Source organism: Paenibacillus sp. J22R56, assembly GCF_056269375.1.
The window spans coordinates 90773-114067 of the sequence record NZ_JBWDNV010000003.1 but is presented as its reverse complement, the minus strand read 5'-3'; the positions used below and the strand labels follow the sequence as shown (position 1 = coordinate 114067).

Sequence of the window (23295 nt, the reverse complement as noted above, 5' to 3'; positions counted from 1 at the left end):
AACGTAAAACCAACAACGGAGGATGAGAATATGAACAGAAGCGGAGTGCCGGAACCAAAAATTGCCTACGCCCCTGAACACTATCTATGCCGACGAGCGCAGGAGCCGCTTGAGCTGGACGGCCGCGTCGATAAGTCGTTCTGGGCGGCTGCGGAATGGACCGGGGATTTTGTTGATATCGAAGGCGATCTCCGTCCCAAGCCTTCAAAGCAGACGAGGGTCAAAATGCTGTGGGACGACGAATATTTCTACTTCGCGGCGGAGCTGATCGAGGATCAGATATGGGCAACGCTGACAGAGCGCGATTCGGTCATTTTTCACGATAATGATTTCGAGATCTTCATTGATCCCGACGGCGACAGCCATCACTATTACGAATTTGAAATCAATGCGCTGAATACAGTGTGGGATTTGCTGCTGGTCAAGCCCTATCGGGACGGCGGCCCGCCGGTGAACAGCTGGGATATCGCAGGACTGAAGACCGCCGTGCATATTGACGGTGAGCTTAATTGTCCTTCTGCAGCTAACCGCATGTGGAGCATCGAAGTGGCGATGCCTTGGACCAGCTTACGAGAATGCGCTGCCGGTGGGCGGCCTCCGTCTTCCGGTGAGTTCTGGCGCGTCAATTTCTCACGTGTCGAGTGGCAGGCCGAGGTACACGAAGGCAAGTACCGTAAAGTCATCAATCCGGTGACGGATAAGCCCTATCCCGAAGATAACTGGGTGTGGTCACCGATGGGTCTCGTCAACATGCATTATCCAGAGCTGTGGGGTTACGTCGTATTCACGGATGAGTATGGCGAGCCTTCGGCGTTTGAGCTTCCTGCAGATGAGCAGATCAAATGGGAGCTGCGCCGGCTCTACTACCGTGAACGCAACTATTTCGAAGCGCATGGTGAATTTACTAGGGATGCCAAGCTTCTGATGGGAGAGGAATGCTGGAGCATCAAGCCTGTCATTGAAACGACGAGCAGCCTATTCCAGATTAAAGTGCCATCCGCGGACCAGCAATCTGTGTTCTGTATTCGTGAAGACGGGAAGTTATGGAGGGAGTGACCCTAATGACAATACCAAAGATGATATTTTTACTGGATCATGAAGCTTTGGAGCGGATTGAACGCAAATTTCGTTTGAAACAGCAACTTGCCGCAGGGCGGCAGCAAGAGCTGTTTGGTATTTTCCAAGAAGAGCTGACAGAAGAAGAACTATGGGCTTTAAAGTACCTGTTCGCTTACATGCCGGTTAACGACATGGCCGATTACGACGGCTCCTTGTTCTTAAGCCATGTGCGGCAGACGCTGGACATCCGAAGGAAGATGCCGTGGAGTATTCCAGACGATCTCTTCCTGCATTTCGTATTGCCCTACCGGGTCAATACGGAGAATATCGAGGATTCACGCGGCATCCTATACCAAGAATTAGCAGAGCGTACGGCGCAGCTATCGATGGCTGAGGCCATATTGGAGACGAATTACTGGTGCCAGGAAAAAGCGACATACATAGGCAGCGATCTGCGCACGTTATCGCCGCTCTCCATGATTCGGAACGCGCGTGGACGCTGCGGCGAAGAGTCGACGCTTGCCGTAGCCGCGCTGCGCAGCATTGGCATTCCCGCCCGCCAGGTATATACGCCGCGCTGGGCCCACTGCGACGATAATCATGCATGGGTTGAAGCGTGGGCCGACGGGCAGTGGCACTATATTGGGGCATGCGAGCCGGAAGCCCGTCTCGACCAAGGGTGGTTCACGCCGCCCGCGCGCCGGGCCATGCTGGTCAACACGAGGATCCTCGCGGATTATCGGGGACCCGAAGACATTACCCTTGCCCACGACTGGTACACGGAGATCAACTTGCTCGATAACTATGCTCCTAGCGGAATGATACAGGCAATGGTGAAAGATGTGCACGGTGCGCCTATTGCCGGTGCGGAGGTCCGATTCGAGCTGTACAATATGGCCGAATTATTCCCGATTGCCATTGTGCCAACAAATAGCGAGGGCAAAGTCTCCTTTAAGACAGGTCTCGGGGATCTGGTCATTCGCGCGGTGAAAGACGGCCAATGGGACGAAACAAAAATCTCGGTATTAGGTCACAACTTGAACTTAGTGGAGCTTGTTCTGAACGAATCGGAGCAGCCGGCAGGATATGTCGACTTCAATATGGTTCCGCCTCCCGAGAGAGAGGGGGAGCCTTTGGAGCCGCTGACGGAAGCAAAGATTATGCGGCATAATAGCCGTCTAGAGGAAGGGACTCGATGTCGGACCTCTTATGAAGGAACTTTCCTCTGCGAGTTGGATGCCGCCTCGCTTGCGGAAGAGACGGGACTGCCTTCGGATCGTGTATGGAACATCCTTCGGAATGCGCGGGGCAACAGCCGTGAGATCGCAGCCTTTTTGCGGGAGCAGTCAGGCGCATTTGGTGAGTGGCCGCTGCGCCTCTTAGAAACGCTGCCGAGTAAGGATTTAATTGATACGTTCCGCCCTGTGCTTGAGGATCATTTGATCGGTGCACTCTCGAGTCGAGGCACGCTGGACGAAGAAATTTTTGTTCGTTACGTGCTTTGTCCGCGAGTACTGCATGAGATGCTGGTTCCTTATCGGAAGCTGCTACGAGCTGCATTCACGGCGAAGGAAATCGCCTCATTTCAAGTTGATCCTTCGCTGGTTGCCCGCAGCTTGCAAGAGAACTTTGAGGTTTGGACAGATCTGCCGAATCTAATAGGCCGGGGAAATCCAGCTGGAACTTATAAGCTGAAGCTGGGAGATCCGTTATCACTGGATATTCTGTTTGTAGCCGTCTGCCGCAGCTTAGGTATCCCGGCACGTCTGCATCCGAGCGAACAAACAGCGCAATATTTACAGCAGGATAGCTGGTTCGACGCCGAGACCACAGTGGAAGTATCCTCCGGAAGCGAGCGTGAAGCACCAAAAGATCGCGGGCTGTTACGGTTGAGCAAAGATGCTGCCGGAGGGCAGGAACCGCCAGTCGCCTCCTATGCAGAGAATTTCACATTCGCCCGTCTAGAGAACGGCGTTTACCAAACGTTAGTGTATCCTCACGGCAAGACGGATATCTACGATGTACCATTTGAAGTGCAAGCTGGCCAATATCGGTTGACAACGGGCATTCGTCTGAAGGACGGTACGGTGCGCGTACGCCTCTCGTATTTTGCTGTGCGTGCTGGAGCAACGATTGAAGTGCCACTGACATTCCGAGAAACGATGATGGATATTCCGGTACTCGGCGTATTCGACAGCAACAGGGAAATTACCCTGCAAGGCGGCGAGTCAGCCATGCTAGAGCAGATCCTCGGAACGGAAGGCGCTATTGTCGCCTGGATCGAGCCGGAACGGGAACCGACCAAGCATTTGCTCCGTGAGCTGATGGAGTTGTCTGAGCAGCTCAATCAGCTGAAGGTACCGATTATCCTGCTCACCAGCAACATGGAACGAACTGCATCCGACAGCTTTTCCGAATATCCGAAGCTGCCTTTGCATACCGTGTTTGTTCGTGATTCAAGCCCTTTGCCAGACACATTCGTCCAAGCATCGGCGACCGAAGCCGGATTCCCGCATCTGCTCGCCCTAGACCGTCAAAATCAAATTCGTTATGCCGCTTCCGGCTACAGAATCGGTAATGTGAAAGAAGCCATACAAGTGATGACTAGTCTCATTCCTTACGAATAGAAACAGAACGGAGCGGATAAACAACAATGGAAAAAAAATATTTTAAAGTAGGTTATGTGAGCGATTCGGCGCTTCCCGAGATGACACGGGAGGATCTGCTGAAGCTCACGCATATTAACGTGGCGTTTGGTCATGTTCGGCAGGATGAAATTGTTACGGAGCATCTAAAGCAAATCGATGCGATTCATACCATTAAGCGCGAAAATCCTGAGCTGAAGGTACTCCTGTCCGTCGGCGGCTGGAGCGCCGGCGGCTTCTCCGAAGCGGCATCGACCGAAGAAGGCAGACAGAAGATGGCTGCCTCGGCAGTCCGGGTCATTCGCACACTTCCTTTTGACGGGATCGATTTGGATTGGGAGTACCCTTGTTACGGAGAAGCGGAGATTGCCTCAAGTCCGGCGGACAAACAAAATTTCACGCTGCTGCTCTGTGCAATCCGGGAAGCGCTAGATGCCCAGGGCTCTGAAGACGATCGCCATTATTTGCTCACGATTGCAGCCGGGGCCGACCAGTACTACATTGATGGCACGGAAATGGATAAAGTACAGCAGTATTTGGACTACATTCAATTGATGACCTACGATATGCGCGGCGGCTTTCAGGTGCTCACCGGCCATCATACCAATCTATATACGCCAACTGGGGATCTGTTCCGCATTAGTACGGATGCTTCCGTTCGGATGTTCGCCCGTGCAGGCGTACCGATGAATAAGATCGTTATCGGCGCAGCCTTCTATTCCCGCAAGTGGGATAGCGTGCCGGACCGTAATAACGGCCTTCATCAAATGGCTGGCACCACAGGTGGATATGGCCCTTCCTTCACCGAATTGGACGCTGAATACATCAACAAGAAAGACTACATCCGCTACTGGGACAGCGAAGCTTGCGCTCCGTTCTTATTCGACGGATCGACCTTCATCTCTTATGAAGACGAGCAATCACTGCGCTGCAAATGCGAGTATGTGATGAGCCAGGGGCTTGCAGGCATCATGTTCTGGGAGTACAGCTGCGATGAGACACATAGTTTGCTTGATGCGATTAATGAAGGATTCTTGAAATAAGATACTGGATATAGCAAAGAGAGGGGTCTAGCCCCTCTCTTTGCTTGCTTATAGCGGTGGCGTCACTCCTAATTGCGCCCACCCCTCCTTGGAGGGACCGTATACGGCAGGTATAGGCAATCCCGCTTGGCGCATCAATACCGTGACCTGACCACGATGGTGAACGATGTGCTTAATCAATCCCATAAAAACCGTCGCGTTCGACTCCATTCTTTCGAATGCTTTTTGGATTTGCTTCAACGTATCATCTGTCCATTGCTCTTGAAGAGAATGGGTCACCTGGGAGCTTACCACTTTAAAGACCTCCGCAATTTCCTTTGCGGATGGCACCTCGCTCTGATTTGGCACTTTCGCTATCGAGACTCCAAATTCCGTTAAATAATCCGGAATGTTCGAAACGAAATGCCATGCGATTCTTCCCAACGTACGTCCTTCAGAATAAACCTGCTGCAAGAGTGCTTCATCGGTCAAGCTATCTAATATTTTCTGGGTTAATCCGGCTTCCCGCTTCCACTCAGCGATCAAATTTTCAACTGTACAATACATCTTGTCGTCACTCCTCTTTGTTCAACTTTAATCTCCTCAAACCAATTCTAATCCCTAATGATGACAACCTTTGTCATTGTTATGCATTTTATTAGCCGCCTTGTCTGCGTACCCAACATTACCGCATAACAAAAAGCCACTCCGACTAATGGAGTGGCTTTTCCCGTCTAAGGGTTTACTTTTGAGCATCAAGAATGAACATCGAGGCATCCTGTGCCATGAATATTTTACTTCCATGATAAAAAGTTTTGGATTGAATATTGTTGTAGCCTATTCGAGTCATTATGTCAGCTAATTCAGCTTGATGAAATCCGTTATGAACCATATCCGAAACGACATTTTCATTTTTATCAAAATCAACGATCATTACATGTCCACCTTCATTGAGAACATCAAATAATCTGGATAAGACGAATTCAACATCCGGAATGTGGAGCAGAACCTGAGCCATGAATATATAATCGGCGCGTATATCCGACAGACCATCCTGTTCAAAATCAAAGCATAATGTAGCTGCATTCTTAATATTCAGATCAGAAATTTTTTGCTCTATTTGATTAATCATGTTTGGTGATGTATCGAGAAAAAGCACCGAGTTAAACTCGTCTAGCAGGTTCAATCCAACAAGACCCGTTCCACACCCAAAATCGATAGCACTCTTGCTGCCAGCGTCAGTTAAATATTCACGAATGGCATCTGATGATACCTTTGCAATGTGGATTCTTCCAGGACTGTCATAGGTATGAGCGATCATTTCAAACTTATCTGTATTTGCCATCAATTTCTCTCCGATTCAGCTTCAGCTTTAATAAATAAAAATTGTTTCATGTGGAACAAACAAGTCAATTCAATCACGTGATTCTATCTTAATAATGTAAGTATTTCTTTTATTGAATTATCAACAAATACTCGTTCAGGACGAGATTTCATGAAAACAGTAAGTCCTATTAACTGTATAACCAGAGTTTGCGCTAGACCCTTTGCGTTAATACCGGTATCAAGCTCACCTGAGCGCATCCCTCGTTCAATCGTTTCTTGGAATATGACCGAGAGATACATCTGATGTTCTCTTGTGAGAATTTCAAATTTCTCATCATGAGGCGCAAGCTCCACCATTGAATTGATGCAAAAGCACCCCCAGTTTGGACATTCCTCATATTCCTTTGCCAACATATTTTCAAAAAAGGCACGGAATGCCTCCTTAACAGAAGAATTGTTTTGAAGATTGGTGCGAACATAGGCAGCATGGGCACTCGTATATTTCCGCAACGCAGCTTCAAATAGTCCCTTCTTGTCTCCAAAGGTGGAGTATATGCTTGGACGCTGAATACCCATTCTTGCTGTCAAGTCGCTTAAAGACGTAGCTTCGAACCCTTTTTCCCAAAATAGCTGCATAGCTGCATCTAATGCCTTTTCCTCATCAAATTCGCGTTGTCGGGCCATAATAACCCCTCTTTTCATATCGATCGGTATATTATAATTTTATGAGTTGAGGATTGTGCTGTCAATAATATTAAGCTTTAATCCGTCCACTACAGTAGTCTATTGACAGCAAACTTTTCCTGCAGTTATATTTAACAGGAAATATTTCATACTGATCAGTATGTTATTATTCAAATGGTAAACGTAAATTTAGGGAGGTGTTATCTTTGGGGAAGTTTGAGTCAGCTCAAACAGCGCTCACAGCATCAAAATCTGTGCCCGCATCTTTGATGTCTCGCAATGTTGCCCTTTTATTTGCAATCGCCTGCGGACTGGCAGTCGCCAACATCTATTACGCGCAGCCCTTGCTGGACGCCATTGCAACCGAGTTCGGTATTACTCATTCATCCGTCGGTATTGTTATTACAATCACTCAGGTATGTTACGCACTTGGCCTGCTGCTGCTAGTCCCCCTCGGAGATTTAATAAATCGGCGTTGGCTGATCGCTGGACAGATGCTAGTATCCGTATTGGCTTTAATTGTGGTTGGCACCGCCCCCACCGGCATGGTGTTATTCATAGGCATAGCTGTGGTTGGATTGCTTGCCGTAGTAACACAGACGCTCGTTGCGTTCGCGGCAACCTTGGCTGCCCCAGCCGAACGTGGACGTGTCGTTGGTGTTGTGACAAGTGGAATCGTAATTGGTATTCTGCTGGCGAGAACTTTCGCTGGCGTATTAACGGATTTGGCCGGATGGCGTTCTGTCTACCTTGTCTCGGCGGGATTAACGCTAATCATGGCATGTGTATTGTTTCGGGTACTACCGCATGATGAATACAAAAGAGAATTATTATCCTACTTACAGCTGCTTCGTTCGCTGCTCACTTTGTTTGCACAAGAACGAATCCTGCTAATCCGTGGTGCACTAGCCCTAATGATTTTTGCCGCTTTCAGTATATTATGGACTTCCCTAGTGCTGCCTCTCAGCACTCCACCGCTTTCTCTTTCACATACTGCGATTGGGGCGTTTGGTCTCGCTGGAGTTGCTGGGGCGTTAGCAGCAGCGCGAGCAGGTCGTCTTGCCGATCGGGGGTTAGGACAGAAGACCACAGGCGTGGCATTAATTCTGCTGCTTATATCATGGTTGCCAATAAGTTATACTCCTCATTCGCTCCTTGCATTAATCGTCGGCATTGTCCTTCTTGATCTGGCGGTGCAAGCCGTACATGTCACCAATCAGAGCATGATCCTTGCTATACGCCCTGAGGCACGCAGCAGGCTTACTGCTGGTTATATGATTTTCTATTCCATCGGCAGCGCCACCGGGTCAATTGCATCTACCAGTATCTATGCTTACTCAGGCTGGAACGGTGTCTGCTTGTTAGGTGCCATTGTCAGTGCCCTGGCTCTTCTATTCTGGGCATTAACCCATCGTATAGGGAAATAAGTTTTCTTCGACAATACGATTAAATCCTAGCAAATAGGGTATTTGAACGTAAGGTACTTTTTACGTGAATAAATACCGCTAGGAGGATTCAAATGGACAATAAGAAGACGGAGCAATTAAAGAAATACACCATTAACAACGAAGATAAGCATGGTTTGACGACAAACCAGGGGATCAAAATGGCCGAGGACGAGTTTTCTTTGAAGGCGGGACAACGCGGACCAACTCTTATGGAGGATTTCCATTTTCGCGAGAAGATGACTCACTTCGATCATGAGCGCATTCCCGAACGAATCGTTCATGCACGCGGCGTAGGGGCGCATGGATTTTTTCAACTTTATGAATCCTTAGAAGACTACACTAAGGCGGATTTCCTTACGGATCCATCCAAAATCACGCCCGTATTCGTACGCTTTTCCACGGTGCAAGGATCAAGGGGATCTAATGATACCGTTCGAGACGTGCGCGGATTTGCAACTAAGTTCTACACGGATGAGGGTAACTATGACTTGGTGGGCAACAACATGCCTGTTTTCTTTATTCAGGATGCCATCAAGTTCCCCGATTTTGTCCACGCCGTTAAACCTGAGCCGCATAATGAAATCCCCCAAGGTGCCAGCGCGCATGATACGTTCTGGGATTTCGTCGGGCAGAATCCGGAGACGGCTCACATGGTCATGTGGGCGATGAGCGATCGCGCTATTCCGCGCAGCTTGCGTATGATGGAAGGCTTCGGTGTGCATACCTTCCGTTTGATAAATGCGGCAGGAAGATCACATTTCGTCAAATTTCACTGGAAGCCCATCTTAGGGATACACTCCTTAGTTTGGGATGAAGCCCAGCAAATAGCTGGCAAAAACCCAGACTTCCATAGAGAAGATTTATATGAAGCAATTGAGAAGGGTCTATATCCAGAGTGGGAGCTTGGCCTGCAGCTTATTCCAGAAGAGGATGAGCATAAATTCGACTTTGATATTCTAGATCCAACCAAACTGTGGCCGGAAGAGGAAGTTCCCGTGAAACGGGTTGGTAAAATGACCTTGAATCAAAATGTCAGCAATTTCTTTGCGGAGACGGAGCAGGTAGCCTTTCACCCCGGTCATGTCGTGCCCGGTATTGATTTCTCGAATGATCCCCTCTTGCAAGGGCGGTTATTCTCCTATACCGATACTCAACTGTCGCGACTAGGCGGCCCTAACTTCCACCAGATTCCGATCAATCGGCCTGTGTGCCCGTTCCACAACAATCAACGTGACGGCATGCATCAGACTACCATTCATGAGGGACAAACAAGCTATCATCGGAACGGTTTGAATGACAACCAGCCTGCGCCAGTCCCCGCTGAACATGGTGGTTACGAGCATTATCAAGAGCGGATTGACGGGCGCAAAATCAGAGGTCGCAGCGAAAGCTTCCTTGACTTCTATTCGCAAGCGAAGCTTTTCTACAATAGTCTAGCTCCTTACGAACAAGAACATGTAAAGAAGGCTTTCAGCTTCGAGCTGGGCAAATGCAAATCAGATTTGGTAAAAACAAATGCGATTGCCCTCTTGAATCATATCGATCGCAACTTGGCGCAAGTGGTGGCCGACCACATCGGAACTGCTCTTCCCAAGGAGAACATGGAAGTGAAATCAGACAAAAAATCTCCCGCACTCAGCATGGCCGATACCGTCCTTGTGCCGGATACAAGGAAGGTCGCAATCGTTCGGATTGGCGATCCTGATGTGGAACAGTTTGCAGAATGGACGACCGCTCTAACGGAGAATAAGGTCAATTATACGATTGTTGGTGATAAGCTCCATGACTTGCCAAACCCGCTGAGAGTAACGGCTACTTATGAAACGGTGGACCCTACTCTCTTCGATGCGGTACTATTGGTTAGCAGCGAAGCCGCGATACCGATGCCTGCATTAGCATTTATCGAAACGACATTTAAGCATTATAAACCACTCGCAGTGGCTCTTAGCGATCAACAAGCCTTAGATAAAGCACGGGTAAAATTAGACGAGGCCGGCGTGTATGATTTAAACAACTCTACAATTCAAGCGTTTATTAGCGGAATCGCGCAAGGCCGTTTCTGGACACGACAATTATAAATTCAAAATAAAGCCACTCCAGCGTAGGAGTGGCTTTATTTTGTCATCGAGCTTTCCCACTCTTCCCTATTTTTTCCGGTTAGATAAGAACATGATGGGAAGCAAGCAAACGGCTGCAAAACCGACCGACCACCAGAAGGCAACTTGATACGCATCAGCAAGTGAAGTAAGACTTACTTCCGTTCCGTGCTTCAGTTGATGACCGATAACTGTCGCCAAGACGGCCGAGCCAAACGCTCCCCCAATCGTCTGGAAGATCCGCGTCGAGATGCTTGCATGCGGGATTTGTTCCTTCCGTAATCCTTCATATGCGGATACCATGATTGGAATAAAGATTCCGTTCATAGCCGCCCCCCGCACAAACTGCGCGGCGCCCAGCAGGATATGGCTCGTGTCCGTACCCGCGAAGGCAAACGGAATGGATGCCGCTAGTGTAATCACCAGACTGATAAGGACAATGTTTCGGGAACCGACCCGATCCGACATTCCTCCTATCCAACTCCTCGTAAGCAGCATCCCAACCCCCTGAGGAATCAAGAGAAGTCCCGTCGCTAGTACGCTCTCTCCGCGAACCTGCTCATAATATAGCGGGAGTAGCAGAAGTGCCCCATTCATCACCATACTCGTGAAGAACAAGATTACGTTCGAAGCCAAGAAATGTCGAGACCGGAATAGATGTAAATCCAGCAAAGGAGCTTTGCTCGAACGCAAGGCGTACGCGATGTACGCAGCCATTAAGACTATTCCAGCAGCTAGTGGAACGAGAGTTTTTGCTGACGACAGTCCATCTGCGGAGCTGATCTGCGAGATACCGTAGATGAGACTCGCGAACGCCGGGGATAATAGCAGTAGTCCGATCGTGTCAAATTTCGGCTTGCTCGCGGCAGCCTCTCCTTTCGGTAAGTACCTCCAAGACAGCCAAAGAGCGACCAGCATAATCGGGATGTTCACGTAGAAGATCCAGCGCCAGCTCATGTTGTCCATAATCAATCCGCCGATAACCGGACCAAGAATCGGACCAATCAGAGTCGGGATGCTGATAATCGCGATCAGCCTTCCGAGACCTCGTCCTCCCGCCGATTGAACAAGTACATTCTGTACCGTCGGTACTAGCAGCCCCGCGCCAGCTCCTTGCAATAACCGGAAGCCGATCAAGCTGCCGGTGTTCCACGCCAGGGAACATAAGAGCGAAGAAATGAAAAATACCCATAGCGAGAACAAATACACGTTCTTCCCGCCAAACCGCTGAATCGCCCATCCCGACACCGGGACTGCCAGCCCCATCGTGAGCACATAACCCGTAATCACCCACTGAGTTGCCGATACCGAACTGTGTAAGTCTACCGCGAGCGTGTTAATCGCCACGTTAATCATTGTTGAGTCGAGCAAGGGAACAATCGCTCCGAGAACAAGAATGAGTGCAATTTTTAAAACACCAGGATCAATTTTTTCTTTGGGAGGCTTAACCGCCTCCGCTTGGCTTTTGGCCATTGTCGTTCACCTCTCTGTCATTTAGGGTACGGTACGTACCGTACCTTATTGAAATACAATATTATAATTCTATCGAAAATGCAATATACTATTTAGAAAGTCTAAGGCCTAACGGGAGAGGAACACGATATGCCGGAATCACCGCACGATAGCAAAATGAATAAAGAGAAACAACAAGCAGGGGGTTCACGGAGACGCGGAGATGTTCTAGAGAACGCCATTTTGTCGGCTGCGTGGGAGGAACTGCAGGAAATCGGCTATTCCAAGCTGACGATGGAAGCTGTCGCCGTTCGGGCACAGACGAATAAGACTGCCGTCTACCGCAGATGGCCAAGCAAGGCGAAGCTCATCATCGCTTCGATGATTAAGCATATGCCTAAGCCTTCCCTCGACGCCCCCGATACGGGCAGCCTGAGAGAAGACGTCCTCACCTTGCTGGAGCGGATCATCAAGCCCATGCAGCTGATAGGAGCCGAGACGATTCATGGCCTGATGGTCGATCTTCACGGGGACGAGGTTCATGCCAAGATGACGTTGTCACCAAGAGCAGAAGATCCGCTCTCCATAACCATGACGAACATATTGCGCAATGCCGAGAAGCGCGGCGAGGTCGTGCTCGGAGAACTGCCGGAACGCGTAGTCACCCTGCCCATTGATCTGGTGCGGCTCGAGGTGCTCACGACTCACACGCCACTTACCGATGAGGCTGTCATTGAGATTGTAGATCACATTTTCCTGCCTCTCGTGCAAAAAGCTAACAAATAAGGCTGAACCGATGATCTCGGTTCAGCCTTTGGTTTAGATATAATGTCCCTAATCACAGTTACCACGCTGATAAATGATCTAAATTGTCGATCGAACCAAAGTTCACTGTGCAGATCCTTAACACGGAAGTCTTGAAGAATAAATAGAACAAATAGCGCTGAGATAAAATGAGGGGCACAACCGCTAGGAATAGCCGGGTGTGCCCCTTTGTAATGGCAATGGTGCATGATATTCGAAAGCCTACATTTCAGCGCGCTTGGCGTCGAGTTGCTTATTGATGCTCTCAACGTCTTTATCAGACAGTGGATAGATATGCATCACAATCATAGAAACAACAGCTAGAACAGCGGGTATCCAAATTGCCGTTATATTAATCCCTGAAAGGGCGTTAGCTGTTTGGTGATCAGCATCTCCATTAAATCCATAAGCGGCAAGGAACCAAAGTGGAACGGCACCACCAAGCGTGAAGCCAACCTTGAAGAACAGCCCCATAATAGCGTTGATAATAGCAGCATTACGTTTACCAGACTTCAGTTCGCCGTAAGAGACTACTTCAGGAACAAGGGCCCACATGAAACCAGTCGCTGAAGTCAATCCCCATTGCTTGATGAAAGTTGAAACATAAGCAAGCCAAAGCTGATCATGCATACCATCAAGACTCCAAATCCAAGTCAGAATTTCGCCGACAACAAACATACCGAGGAAGAAATGGAAGAAGCCCTTTTTACCGAAGGTCTTCTTGAGTTTTGGCCAGAATACTGTAAAAGCGATACCCGGTATTGAGGCAATCAGCCCCACAGCACCCACCCAGTCCGAGTGATCGACGGTATATTGATAAAAGAAGCCATTAACCGTATTCATGAAGAACATAAAGGTAAATGCCAACATGAAGAAGATTCCTAAGATGACCAATGGCTTATTATTTTTAAATTCAACAAAGAAATCAGAGACTTTAACTTGCGCCGATTGCTCAGCATTAGCGACAACGCGTTCTTTCGTAAGCTTGTAGCAAAGGAAAAGCGCAACGGCACCAATAACCATATATATGGCATAGACGCCAAACCAAGCATGGTCTGCAGAAGGATCCGTATAAGTCCCCATATTAAGCTTTAGTCCGAAGAAACCGGTGTCTTTGAGTGAACGGTCTTTTGTTGCCACCATTTGAACAAACATGGGGAACAAGGTATAAACAAGAAGATTCGCAATGTTTGCAAGCGTCATACGAGTCGTTGTAATTTGGTCAACAGATTCAGGGTTACGGGTCAATGAAGCGTTTAGCGATCCGTAAGGAATATTAACAACGGAATAAACCAAATCAAGTAACAAATAAGTGATGAAAATAAAGGGCACAGAGCCACGGACACCAGGAATAGGCGCAAACAGCAGCGCAGCCAAGATAACCAGTGGAATACCTGCACGAAGTAACCAAGGACGATATTTACCTGCTCTTGATGAGCGTTTATCGACAAATGTCCCGACCATTGGATCCCAAATCACATTGATAATACGGACAAAAAGGAAGATAAATCCTGCTGTTGCTGTGCCAATAGCATTAACAGTCGTCAAATAGAGGGCAAGAAAACCTCCGACTGTACCAAAAACAAGATTTTGAGCAAAGTCTCCAAAACCGTAGCCAATACGTTCAACAAGATTGAGCTTGCGATACTCCTCTTGTTGAATATTTTGTGTGTTATCACTCATTATGAATACTCCTTCTAAGATGTAAATTTGTACCATAATATTACATTCACTTTTTTATTCCATTAACAACTCTAGCTTGAAACACAATAAAAGCCCTTACATTTTTACAATTGCTTAAAGCTTTTGCGAATAAAACAAAAAAAATCATCAAGTTCTTATATAAGATTACCCGCGTCACGTCATCATATAATCGATTTTTCTCCTCCTGCCATGTTGTACTTTTGAAAGCGGATGACTTTCTTTGTTTATTAAACAAACTAAGTTGCAAATATAACACACTTATTTTTATTTATCAATTTCAACTGGGCAATGACCCAAGTAAACCCAGAATTTGGACATCCGCCTTCAGTATATGGTATAGGCTCATGCAGCAAATATTGACTTTATTGTTTTAACACCTTAGTCCAAAATCCACCGTGAAATCTCTTTGGCTCGATCGTAATGACGAAAGCCTTCGGATCACATTCAAGAACTAGACTATAGACTTTATCTTGATACTTTCTTCTCGAAAGAATTTCCATAACGAGTCTTTCCCCATCTTTTCCGGTGCCAATCCAGGAGGTCACTCCAAAGCCTTTTTCGCGCAAGAGGACGGGAAGACCAGAATTGGGTGCAATGCTGATGACTTTTAAAGTGACGTATCCAAGTGCGAGTTTTTCCTCGATCCACGATCCGATAAGAATTCCTAGCGCATATCCGAGCGCATATACGATCAAATAGACGATTTGATTCAAGTAGTTTAGTACCATATTTAGTCCCAAAACGTAAATCGTAATTTCCAGAACACTAATGACAGCGGCAATATACTTTTGCCCTTTGAGCGTCAATATCATCCTTAACGTATACGCTGAGACATAGACGACTTGAATGGCGAGAATGATGCCTAGCACTTTGAACATAAAGAAGGACCTCCAATGAGAATTCGGTGGTTAGTATTTTACATAAAATACCCTCTTTATACAGAATTATAACCTGGGTCATCCATAATGACTGATTACCGCCCATCATCATAAAAAAGCCTCCCTTAGACGCAAAGTCTTCCAAAGGGAGGTCGCAACGATAGACAATGATCTTAAATTGATCGAGATACAAAAAGCATAAACAACAATCTCATCTGTTGTTTTGAACAAGCATACTGTTAAAGAGCCAGCGAAAGTTCCATCTGGAATACTGGGGCAAATGCCAATTTAATTGAAAGATTATTGAAACCAATTAACCCCACGTTCCTCCTCCAAGTGACGAATGAGCGACTCTCCAGGCATCAAGCTGCTTTTGCACCTCCGAACGCACCTCGTTGATGCCCGCCTGCCGAAGCTCCTGATTAAACTTCGGCAGCACCAAAGCTACATCCACGCTGCCCGTCATCAGGCTGGGAAAGTATTTCTCCCATACCATCTGGATGTTCTGCATCTGAATGGGCATTCGGGACAAGTCCGGGGTAAAACCCAGCGTACTCGATACAACCGCCTCCTTGTTGCTGGCACGGAATTGATTCCATTTGTCCAAGGGGTCCGGGTATTCTCCGCCCATGGTCTTCAAAATAAACCAATTGCCCTGGGTGTACTGAACGCCTCCATAGCTTGGCTGCGCGTCCGGGATCGGATTGCCGTTATTGTCCTTGAGCGGAATGGGCACCACCTGGCCGTTACTATCCAGGGTGTAGTGCACACCCTCGATTCCGAAATTGAACAGATTGCGCACCTCGGGATCCGTGTTCAGCAGATTGAGGAACTTTATGGACTCGACGGGATGCTTCGTATCCGCGCTGACGGCCATGACCCCTCCCCGAATGGATTCCGTCGTGATGAGCGCAGGGGTTACAGGGTAAGCCACCAGCTTGTAACCGCGATCCTTGCTCCAGCTGTTTTCTGCCAGCGGGCCTCCCCCAGCGGCTTTCCAGAATACCAGACCGCCCCGCTTCAGTCCTTCGGTTTCCCGCATGGCTGCGTCCTCATTAATATAGCCTTCCACATAGTAGTGTCGAAGAAGGTCCAGCACTTTCCGGGCTTCGTCGGTTTCGAAGATATTTACAACCGGGGAATCGGGATCCAGGACATTCCGCATTAGCGGAAGCGTCTTTTCAGATACGTATTCGTAGCCGTCCAAGGCGAAGAAGTTTTGAGATTCCTTATCGAGCTCCATCGGTATATAAGATGGCTCCTTCTGCTTAATCATCCGCAACAGCGGCTCGAGGGAAGCCAAAGTTGTGTACTTCGAGATGTCAATATGGTACTTCTTCACTAGCACGTCCGGGTACATCCACTGGTCGCGCACGGCTAATTCTTTATTGGTCGGCACGCCGTAGATACCGCCGTCATCCATTCGTACGCCTTGCCAGAAAATAGGGTCGATTGCATCATACATATCCCTCCCCTCTTTCGACAGGTAGTCGTTCAGCCTCAGCCACGCGCCGCGCTGCGCGTAGGTTGCGTACTCCGGCGCAAAAGCGATGTCAAAGGGAGTTCCTGCCGACACGAGGGTATTCAGACGGTCTTCGTACTCTTGCCAGCCGACTTTGATATACGTGATGGTAACGCCGATTTTCTTGGCCAGAATCTCGTTGATCTTGTCGTTAACCATCTTAAGGTCCTTGTCTGGATCCCCGATCGTGTAATAGATCAAATTCACCGTATTGCCCGCCAGCGCGGCATTCTCGTTATTGCCGGATGCAGAGAAACAGCCGGATAAAGGCAGCGTCAGTATCATGACGAGGACGAAGGATGCAATGAGACGTCTCAAATTCCGATGTTCCCGCATGTCATCGTTATTCCTTTCTCCGCAAATCCGAGGGTGACTTGCCAAAATAAGCGTGGAAATGAGAATAAAAATAGTTCAGGTTGGGATATCCGACAGAAAGCGCGATGCTGATAATTTTCTCGTCCGTGGACTGTATGCGTTCCTGGGCGCGAAGCATTCGGTAAGCCATTAAATATTCTGAGAATTTCTTCTTCGTCTCCTTGAGGAATAGCTGCCCGAGGTACGTTCCGTTCATGCGAAAACGTTCCGCAACCGATTTCAAGCTCAAGTTCTGGGCATACTCCGCCTTGACGATCAACAGAATGCGATTGGTCAGCTTGGACAGGCTGTCATAGCGCACGCCGAGTACTGGGTCCAAATCCAGGTCACTGCGATCCGCATCCGCCAGCTTACCGTGCAGATCTTCCACGATAATCTTCTCGACCAGCTGCTGCAGCTTCGAACGATCGACCGGTTTGAGCAGATAGTCCTTGGCTCCGCAGCGTATCGCCTCCAGCGCATACTGGAACTCGCCGTAGCCGCTCATAATAATATATTTCGAGGGAAGACGCAGCTCGTTGAGCCTGTGGATGGCGTCATAACCACGCTGCTTGCCGATGCATACATCGAAGATCGCCAAATCCGGTAAAATCTCCACGGCCTTCGAAATCGCGCCCTCATACGTTTCGCTCGTCTCGATGCGGCCAAAGCCGTATTTCTCCCAATCCAGCGTTCGCTTCATTCCTTCCAGAATCTGCGGCTCGTCATCCACGATCAGCAGCTTGTACATCGTTAGTCGCCTCCTTGGATAGGATTACGGTTATTTTAACGCCGGCCTCCTCGTTATTATCGATCGTCATGGAGAAGCCTTTCCCATAGAAAAAGCGCAGCCGGGTATACACGTTACGCAGACCAATGCTGTCCGCCGGGGCATCGTCGCCTCTGGAGAGCTTTTTCCTGATTTCAGCCAGATGCTCTTCGGAAATCCGGTTGCCGTTATCCACGATCTCCAGCACGTAACGTGCCTCTTCCTCCCAGCCGGTCACAATGAGCAGGTTAAACTCGCTCTCCGGGTGAAAGCCGTGAATGAAAAAGTTTTCAGCCAGCGGCTGCATCCAGAATTTTACGGTGGGCAAAGAAATTAATGTGGGTTCCACATTAAACTGATAATAAAATCTTTCCGGATATTTGAACTCCATAATTTTTAAGTATTTTTGAAGCAAATTTAGCTCATTGCCAAGCGAAATAATATTCTCATTCTTTACGATATCACGGTACAGGGCACCCAAGGTGGCGATAGCGTCAGATGTATGGTCGGCGCTGTTGACCAAGGCAGAGGAACGTATCACCTCAAGCGTATTGTACAAAAAGTGAGGATTGATCTGATGCTGAAGCGCTTTCATTTCAGTCTCTTGCTGTTTGAGCTTTAGAAGATAATTAGTGCGAATATGCCGGTCGAGCTGACGGATCATATCGTCTAATTCCCGGGCGATCATGCCGTATTCGTTCCTTCGGTAGCGGGCAGGGTTAACTGGCGTAAAATCTGCCGTTTTCACGCGTCCGATGGATACAATAATCCGCCGCAGGAAGTTTGCGTCCTCGCGCAGATTGTAAACGATGAGCAGCAGAACGCAGATCATCGCGGCGAGTACGATGAGAAACACGATAAGCAGCACGTTCGCTTTTTGACGGATTAACGAGGCCAAATCCACGGTGCTGACGAACCGATAATCGAACTCGCTCGAATGGTACGTCACGAAATAGGCACGGTCCAAAAATCCCGTCGATAGAAAGCCATGCGTGCGCCCATCCGCTACGATCCGGCGAATCAGCTCCTCCGAGCTGCGGCCGTTACCGGCGATCAGGTACACGTCTCCGGAATCGCTGACTGCCGCAGCTTCATCCAGATGGTAATTTTGCACCGTCTTAAAAATCCGCTCACTGCTGACCAGAAATCGGAATTCGCCCAGCTGGCGGGAGATTTGGTTCGGATCCGAAAGCTTTTTGTGATAGACGAATCCTTTTTGAATCGTCTCGCGGAACGTTTCATCGGAGCTCGGCAGACGGAACAGATAACTCGTATTGCCGTTATTGTCAAAGCTCACCACGTTGCCCTCTTGTTCGGTATGCAGGCTGATTTGCGTGATGTCTCCCTTACCCCCGTTGCTTAAGAAGGATTTCATATCGTCGGGAAAGGAGACAAGCGGCCGGTTATATTGGCTGCCCTGCAGCCTGCTCGTCAGATAGCCTTCCGCGTTATTTCCCAAAAAACTGCGAATGTCGGACACCAGCCCGCTGTTGGAATACACTCGCTGCATAAACGCTTCGATGCGGTCAGCATCGTACTGGAGGCTGTTTTCCACCCGAGAGAATGCTCCGGCAGCCTCATTCCTGGAATTTCCCACCCATTGGTCCAGCAGTACCGCGCAGGTAAGCGCGCCGAGCGCCAGGCCGATGAAGACCACAAATACCGCATATGCAATGAACTTGCCGCGATAGATCTTGATTTGCATAAATGAACGCATGCGGCGTCTCCTTTGCAATAGGCTTTTGCCCTACCCCACTGCTCAAACATATAACGTTGTTATCCATAAAAGCAATCCATAATTTTGTACCAGAAAACCCGAACGGCGATCTCCGTTCGGGTTTTCTGAATGTTGATGACATGCAAAACTTATTTGAAATACGTATCAACTTGCTCTTGGGCAGCCTTCATAATCGTATCCATGCCAGCGGCCTTTAATTCCGCAACGATCTTCGGTACCATCTTCTCCGGATCGGAAGCGCCTGTCAGCAGTTCATACCGATATTTGTCCCATACCGCTTTCGTATTGGCCACTTCGGTGCTCAGCTTGCTGATGTCCAGCGCAAAGCCCAAGTTCGTTGAGGAAGTCGCTTGATCGTTCAGCTTGCGAACTTGATCCCACTGATCCACCGGAGCGCCTTTCGTTACAGCCAGGTCGAAGAACGTCCCTTGCGTATAAGCGGCAAGCGGCCAAGTATCCGATTTGCGCTCAATCACCTTCTCGCCATCCACATTGTCGTAGTCGACGCCCAGCTCGCCGAAGGCCAACATATTACGCAGCTTCGGATCCGTATTGACCAGCTGCAAATATTTCAGCGCCTCATTCTTATATTTTGAGTTGGCCGAGATAGCGTTCAGGGAGCCTTGGATCGTACTTGTCGTGTAAATCGGGCCAAAGATCTGGAACATGGTGTACTTCTCAACACCCTCCGTAATCTGCCAGCTCGCTTCTGCACCCGGGAATGCCTGCGCCGCGAAGAATGGGCGGCCTTTGTCCGCTTCCGTTTTCGTTGGTGCGTCCGGATTGATGATGCCGTCTTGGTACCATTGGTGCAGCTGCTTGAGCCCGTCCATAATGTCCGGCTGCTCCAGCACGGAGACAACCTTGCGGGAAGCGTCGTCGACTTTCACGCCGATCGGCGGCAGACCAAGCGTCATATCGTCGTAGCCGTTGAAGAATCCGTTATATCCGTCGCCTTGAGTGAGTGACAGCGGGTAGAAGCTTTTGCCTTCGCCTGCCTTCATATCGTGGAACGGCTTGTCGAGGTCTTTCAACGTCTTGATGCCAGCCGTGTCGATACCGTATTTCTGCACGTACTTATCATCGAATACCCAGTATTGGGTTAAAGACGAGTCTTTGTACGTGGGCACGGAATAGATTTTTCCTCCGATCTTCGTTCCATCCCAGACCTTCTGAGGAATAAGCTTGTAGAGATCGGGCGATTCGCTTTGTACCAAGTCGGTCAGGTCGGCAAACGCACCCAAGGTCACCTGCTGGCTATACTTGGAGTTGTTCGTAAACATGATGTCGAACGGTTCGCCGGTGTTCACGATGGTATTGATCTTCGTATCCCAGTCGCCCCAGCTTGCTACCTTAATGTCGACTTTCACGCCGATCTTCTCCGCCGTGTATTCGTTCATCGCAGCGATTGCTTTGTCGAAGTTGGCGGGAGTCTGTCCGCCGATCGTCCACCATACCAGCGTAGGCACATCACCCGAATCGGCGGGCTTGTTCGTTTCCGTCTGCGTACTTGCTGTGGCGTTAGTGTTCGAAGGCGCGTTGGTGCTTGAATCGGAATTGGAATTGGAATTCGAGTTGCCGCAGCCTGCAAGAGCGGTTGTCAGGAGCGCTACGGCGCTGATTGCAAGCCATTTTTTCTTCGTCCTTTTCATCTACATTTCCTCCCTTTGATATAGCCCTCTTCATTCCCACCGCCTACATGGTGCGGTGGATATCATAAACCGGACGAATCCGAGTTTATTTCGGCTTAACCTTTCACGGCGCCTACCGTCAGACCAGAAATAAAGTATTTCTGGAAGAACGGGTAAGCCACGGCCACGGGAACCACGATGACAATAGCCACGGCCATGCGCGCGGATTCCTTGGGCATGGTTGCGACAAGCTCCGCGTAACTAATGCCCATGCTGGAAGCATTTTTCGCCAAGGCGTCCACATTGGTCATCAAGCTGTTCAAGAGCGCCTGCAGCGAGTATAGACTCTGGTTGTCGATGTAGAGCATGGATTGGAACCAGTCGTTCCAATAGGCGAAGCAGAGGAACAATCCAATGGTCGCCAGGACAGGAAGCGAGATCGGCAGCACGATTGAGAAGTAGATGCGCAATTGGCTCGAGCCGTCTATCTCGGCGGATTCGATCAGCGCGTCTGGAATCGTGCTTCGGAAGAAGGTTTTGCAAATGATGACGTTAAAGGAGGAGACGGCCAGTGGCAGAATGAGTGCCCACACCGAATCTTTCAAGCCCAGCATATTCGAATTGATATAGTAGCTGGACACCAACCCTCCGTTGAACACCATCGGAATGAACACGATCCAGGTCAGAAGCCCTTTCAGCTTGTAATTCGGCCGGGAAAGGACGTACCCCATCGACGTTGTTAGCATCACGCCCAGCACAGTACCGAGGCCGGTAACGAGCACGGAGATGCCAAGCGCCTTCGTGATCATCGCCCCTTGCTGCACAATATAGTAGTAAGCATCTCCGGAGAACGCCGTCGGGAAGAGATGATATCCGCTCTCCCGAATAGAATCCTCGCTGGTCAGCGATATGGACAGCACCACAAGGACAGGTATAAGGCAAAGCAGTGCCAATACGATAAAAATCAGATGGAAAACCACGTTCGTGCCGGATCGGATCCGGTTGAACTTGTCCAGACCCGTCTCAAAATTCCCTTTTGATGACATTTCCCGCTTCCTCCTTTACATCATTGCACTCTCTCGGTCTACGAGCCGAACGACCCAGTTGGCAATCAGAATGGTTACGCAACCCATCACGGATTGTAAGAATGCAGAAGCTGATGCCATGCCTAACGTAGCGGTCTTTAGCTGCTTATACACAAGAACGTCAATCGTGGTCGCTACATTGAACAACGAGTTGGAATCCCGTGGTACTTGGAAGAACAAGCCGAAATCGGTGTAGAAGATGCGGCCTACGGCTAAGATGAACATCATCACGATGACGAGCTTCATAAGCGGCAGCGTAAGGTATCGCGCTTGCTGCCACTTGGACGCGCCGTCGATAACGGCAGCCTCGTAGTAGGTACTGTCGATGCTGGTTATGGTCGCCAAGTAGATCACCATACCGTAGCCTAGTCCCTTCCATACGTTCATGAAGACCAAGAAGTACGGCCAATATTTCGGCTCCATATACCAGTTCACCGGATCATTGCCGAGGACGGCCAGGAATTGATTGGCGATCCCTTTATCGAAGCTTAGAAACGCCCATACAATGGCGGAAACCACGACCCATGAGAGGAAATATGGCAAGAACATCAACGTTTGATAGATTTTTCCGGCCTTGCCGCTATGCAGTTGACCAATCATCAGTGCTAATGTGACGGGGACCACAATGCTCAGCACGATGAAAATCAGATTGTAGCCGAGCGTATTGCGAATCACGACCCAAGCGTCGTTAGACTTGAACAGGAATTCGAAATTTTTGAAACCGGTCCAATCGCTGTTGATGACGTTGCTCAGGAAACCACCGTGGATCTTGAAATCTTTAAAGGCGAGAATAAGGCCGAACATTGGCAAGAAACAAAACAAGATATACCAGATGGTCGTTGGTAAGGCCAGAAACGTCAGTTCGGTATCCTGTGTGCGCCAACGTGTTCGCAAGCGTTTTCGCCCGCTCTTCATCTCCATGTTCGCCACTCCTTACACTTTTTTTCGTTCAGCATGTACGCGCTTTCATTCAACCGTAAGTGACTCATTAAACATGCTTATCAATCTAATTAATGTCATTTTATAGAAATCACCTGCTTAGTTCTAGACTAAAAACATGAGACCGCAGTCAACAAAC

General features: G+C 48.8%; 18 protein-coding genes. 6 read left to right on the top strand and 12 right to left on the bottom strand.

Going from position 1 to position 23295, the window contains the following annotated elements; translation table 11 throughout:
* The first annotated feature begins 30 nt into the window (after nt 1-30).
* The 3 genes from AC0YNT_RS08465 to AC0YNT_RS08455 are packed head-to-tail and all read left to right on the top strand — an operon-like array spanning nt 31 to nt 4747.
* Nucleotides 31-1056: a carbohydrate-binding family 9-like protein gene (locus AC0YNT_RS08465; protein ID WP_475804163.1), complete on the top strand. Its 1026-nt coding sequence runs from the start codon at nt 31-33 to the stop codon at nt 1054-1056.
* 5 nt (nt 1057-1061) lie between these two features.
* Complete coding sequence (locus AC0YNT_RS08460) at nt 1062-3686, top strand: transglutaminase domain-containing protein (protein WP_475804162.1); 2625 nt, start codon at nt 1062-1064, stop codon at nt 3684-3686.
* Nucleotides 3687-3712: 26 nt separating this feature from the next.
* Nucleotides 3713-4747 (top strand): glycoside hydrolase family 18 protein, encoded by a 1035-nt coding sequence (locus AC0YNT_RS08455; protein WP_475804161.1) that lies wholly within the window; start codon nt 3713-3715, stop codon nt 4745-4747.
* Nucleotides 4748-4795: 48 nt separating this feature from the next.
* On the opposite strand, the gene AC0YNT_RS08450 is transcribed toward AC0YNT_RS08455, so the two are convergent.
* From AC0YNT_RS08450 to AC0YNT_RS08440, 3 genes are all read right to left on the bottom strand, one after another.
* A complete protein-coding gene (locus AC0YNT_RS08450; RefSeq protein WP_475804160.1) occupies nt 4796-5293 on the bottom strand; it encodes a DinB family protein in 498 nt (165 codons plus the stop codon).
* A gap of 175 nt (nt 5294-5468) precedes the next feature.
* Nucleotides 5469-6071 carry a class I SAM-dependent methyltransferase gene (locus AC0YNT_RS08445; protein ID WP_475804159.1) on the bottom strand — a complete coding sequence of 201 codons (603 nt, stop codon included), beginning with the start codon at nt 6069-6071 and terminating at the stop codon, nt 5469-5471.
* Between the two features lie 83 nt (nt 6072-6154).
* Nucleotides 6155-6736 (bottom strand): TetR/AcrR family transcriptional regulator, encoded by a 582-nt coding sequence (locus AC0YNT_RS08440; protein WP_475804158.1) that lies wholly within the window; start codon nt 6734-6736, stop codon nt 6155-6157.
* Between the two features lie 269 nt (nt 6737-7005).
* Here AC0YNT_RS08440 and AC0YNT_RS08435 point away from each other — a divergent pair, with 269 nt between their 5' ends.
* Both AC0YNT_RS08435 and AC0YNT_RS08430 read left to right on the top strand, forming a co-directional pair.
* Nucleotides 7006-8163 (top strand): MFS transporter, encoded by a 1158-nt coding sequence (locus tag AC0YNT_RS08435; protein ID WP_475804544.1) that lies wholly within the window; start codon nt 7006-7008, stop codon nt 8161-8163.
* A gap of 92 nt (nt 8164-8255) precedes the next feature.
* The gene (locus AC0YNT_RS08430; RefSeq protein ID WP_475804157.1) at nt 8256-10262 is read left to right on the top strand and encodes a catalase; all 2007 of its coding nucleotides are present in this window, start codon (nt 8256-8258) and stop codon (nt 10260-10262) included.
* A 66-nt stretch (nt 10263-10328) separates the two neighbouring features.
* Here the strand turns inward: AC0YNT_RS08430 and AC0YNT_RS08425 are convergent, their stop codons facing one another.
* Nucleotides 10329-11753, bottom strand: a complete 1425-nt coding sequence (locus tag AC0YNT_RS08425) for an MDR family MFS transporter (RefSeq protein WP_475804156.1) — start codon at nt 11751-11753, stop codon at nt 10329-10331.
* A 129-nt stretch (nt 11754-11882) separates the two neighbouring features.
* On the opposite strand from AC0YNT_RS08425, the gene AC0YNT_RS08420 reads away from it, so the two are divergent.
* Nucleotides 11883-12518 (top strand): TetR/AcrR family transcriptional regulator, encoded by a 636-nt coding sequence (locus AC0YNT_RS08420; RefSeq protein ID WP_475804155.1) that lies wholly within the window; start codon nt 11883-11885, stop codon nt 12516-12518.
* A gap of 240 nt (nt 12519-12758) precedes the next feature.
* Here the strand turns inward: AC0YNT_RS08420 and AC0YNT_RS08415 are convergent, their stop codons facing one another.
* The 8 genes from AC0YNT_RS08415 to AC0YNT_RS08380 form a co-directional block, all read right to left on the bottom strand.
* Nucleotides 12759-14219: an MFS transporter gene (locus AC0YNT_RS08415; RefSeq protein ID WP_475804154.1), complete on the bottom strand. Its 1461-nt coding sequence runs from the start codon at nt 14217-14219 to the stop codon at nt 12759-12761.
* A gap of 383 nt (nt 14220-14602) precedes the next feature.
* Nucleotides 14603-15118, bottom strand: coding sequence for a DUF2179 domain-containing protein (locus tag AC0YNT_RS08410; RefSeq protein WP_475804153.1), 516 nt, complete (start codon nt 15116-15118; stop codon nt 14603-14605).
* A 313-nt stretch (nt 15119-15431) separates the two neighbouring features.
* Complete coding sequence (locus AC0YNT_RS08405; RefSeq protein ID WP_475804152.1) at nt 15432-16976, bottom strand: ABC transporter substrate-binding protein; 1545 nt, start codon at nt 16974-16976, stop codon at nt 15432-15434.
* A gap of 7 nt (nt 16977-16983) precedes the next feature.
* Nucleotides 16984-17745 carry a response regulator transcription factor gene (locus tag AC0YNT_RS08400; RefSeq protein ID WP_475804151.1) on the bottom strand — a complete coding sequence of 254 codons (762 nt, stop codon included), beginning with the start codon at nt 17743-17745 and terminating at the stop codon, nt 16984-16986.
* Complete coding sequence (locus AC0YNT_RS08395) at nt 17720-19480, bottom strand: sensor histidine kinase (RefSeq protein WP_475804150.1); 1761 nt, start codon at nt 19478-19480, stop codon at nt 17720-17722. Before AC0YNT_RS08395 ends, AC0YNT_RS08400 begins: the two co-directional genes overlap by 26 nt.
* Nucleotides 19481-19629: 149 nt before the next feature.
* On the bottom strand, nt 19630-21153 hold the full coding sequence (locus AC0YNT_RS08390; RefSeq protein WP_475804149.1) for an ABC transporter substrate-binding protein: 1524 nt from the start codon (nt 21151-21153) through the stop codon (nt 19630-19632).
* Nucleotides 21154-21248: 95 nt separating this feature from the next.
* Nucleotides 21249-22178: a carbohydrate ABC transporter permease gene (locus tag AC0YNT_RS08385; protein ID WP_475804148.1), complete on the bottom strand. Its 930-nt coding sequence runs from the start codon at nt 22176-22178 to the stop codon at nt 21249-21251.
* A gap of 15 nt (nt 22179-22193) precedes the next feature.
* Nucleotides 22194-23138, bottom strand: coding sequence for an ABC transporter permease (locus AC0YNT_RS08380; RefSeq protein WP_167281309.1), 945 nt, complete (start codon nt 23136-23138; stop codon nt 22194-22196).
* Between the last annotated feature and the right edge of the window lie 157 nt (nt 23139-23295).

What these genes read in the sequence shown, in the direction of transcription:
- AC0YNT_RS08465 (WP_475804163.1), top strand. Translation starts at nt 31, where the DNA reads ATGAACAGAAGCGGAGTGCCGGAACCAAAAATTGCCTACGCCCCTGAA.
- AC0YNT_RS08460 (WP_475804162.1), top strand. Translation starts at nt 1,062, where the DNA reads ATGACAATACCAAAGATGATATTTTTACTGGATCATGAAGCTTTGGAG.
- AC0YNT_RS08455 (WP_475804161.1), top strand. Translation starts at nt 3,713, where the DNA reads ATGGAAAAAAAATATTTTAAAGTAGGTTATGTGAGCGATTCGGCGCTT.
- AC0YNT_RS08450 (WP_475804160.1), bottom strand. Translation starts at nt 5,293, where the DNA reads ATGTATTGTACAGTTGAAAATTTGATCGCTGAGTGGAAGCGGGAAGCC.
- AC0YNT_RS08445 (WP_475804159.1), bottom strand. Translation starts at nt 6,071, where the DNA reads ATGGCAAATACAGATAAGTTTGAAATGATCGCTCATACCTATGACAGT.
- AC0YNT_RS08440 (WP_475804158.1), bottom strand. Translation starts at nt 6,736, where the DNA reads ATGGCCCGACAACGCGAATTTGATGAGGAAAAGGCATTAGATGCAGCT.
- AC0YNT_RS08435 (WP_475804544.1), top strand. Translation starts at nt 7,006, where the DNA reads ATGTCTCGCAATGTTGCCCTTTTATTTGCAATCGCCTGCGGACTGGCA.
- AC0YNT_RS08430 (WP_475804157.1), top strand. Translation starts at nt 8,256, where the DNA reads ATGGACAATAAGAAGACGGAGCAATTAAAGAAATACACCATTAACAAC.
- AC0YNT_RS08425 (WP_475804156.1), bottom strand. Translation starts at nt 11,753, where the DNA reads ATGGCCAAAAGCCAAGCGGAGGCGGTTAAGCCTCCCAAAGAAAAAATT.
- AC0YNT_RS08420 (WP_475804155.1), top strand. Translation starts at nt 11,883, where the DNA reads ATGCCGGAATCACCGCACGATAGCAAAATGAATAAAGAGAAACAACAA.
- AC0YNT_RS08415 (WP_475804154.1), bottom strand. Translation starts at nt 14,219, where the DNA reads ATGAGTGATAACACACAAAATATTCAACAAGAGGAGTATCGCAAGCTC.
- AC0YNT_RS08410 (WP_475804153.1), bottom strand. Translation starts at nt 15,118, where the DNA reads ATGTTCAAAGTGCTAGGCATCATTCTCGCCATTCAAGTCGTCTATGTC.
- AC0YNT_RS08405 (WP_475804152.1), bottom strand. Translation starts at nt 16,976, where the DNA reads ATGCGGGAACATCGGAATTTGAGACGTCTCATTGCATCCTTCGTCCTC.
- AC0YNT_RS08400 (WP_475804151.1), bottom strand. Translation starts at nt 17,745, where the DNA reads ATGTACAAGCTGCTGATCGTGGATGACGAGCCGCAGATTCTGGAAGGA.
- AC0YNT_RS08395 (WP_475804150.1), bottom strand. Translation starts at nt 19,480, where the DNA reads ATGCGTTCATTTATGCAAATCAAGATCTATCGCGGCAAGTTCATTGCA.
- AC0YNT_RS08390 (WP_475804149.1), bottom strand. Translation starts at nt 21,153, where the DNA reads ATGAAAAGGACGAAGAAAAAATGGCTTGCAATCAGCGCCGTAGCGCTC.
- AC0YNT_RS08385 (WP_475804148.1), bottom strand. Translation starts at nt 22,178, where the DNA reads ATGTCATCAAAAGGGAATTTTGAGACGGGTCTGGACAAGTTCAACCGG.
- AC0YNT_RS08380 (WP_167281309.1), bottom strand. Translation starts at nt 23,138, where the DNA reads ATGGAGATGAAGAGCGGGCGAAAACGCTTGCGAACACGTTGGCGCACA.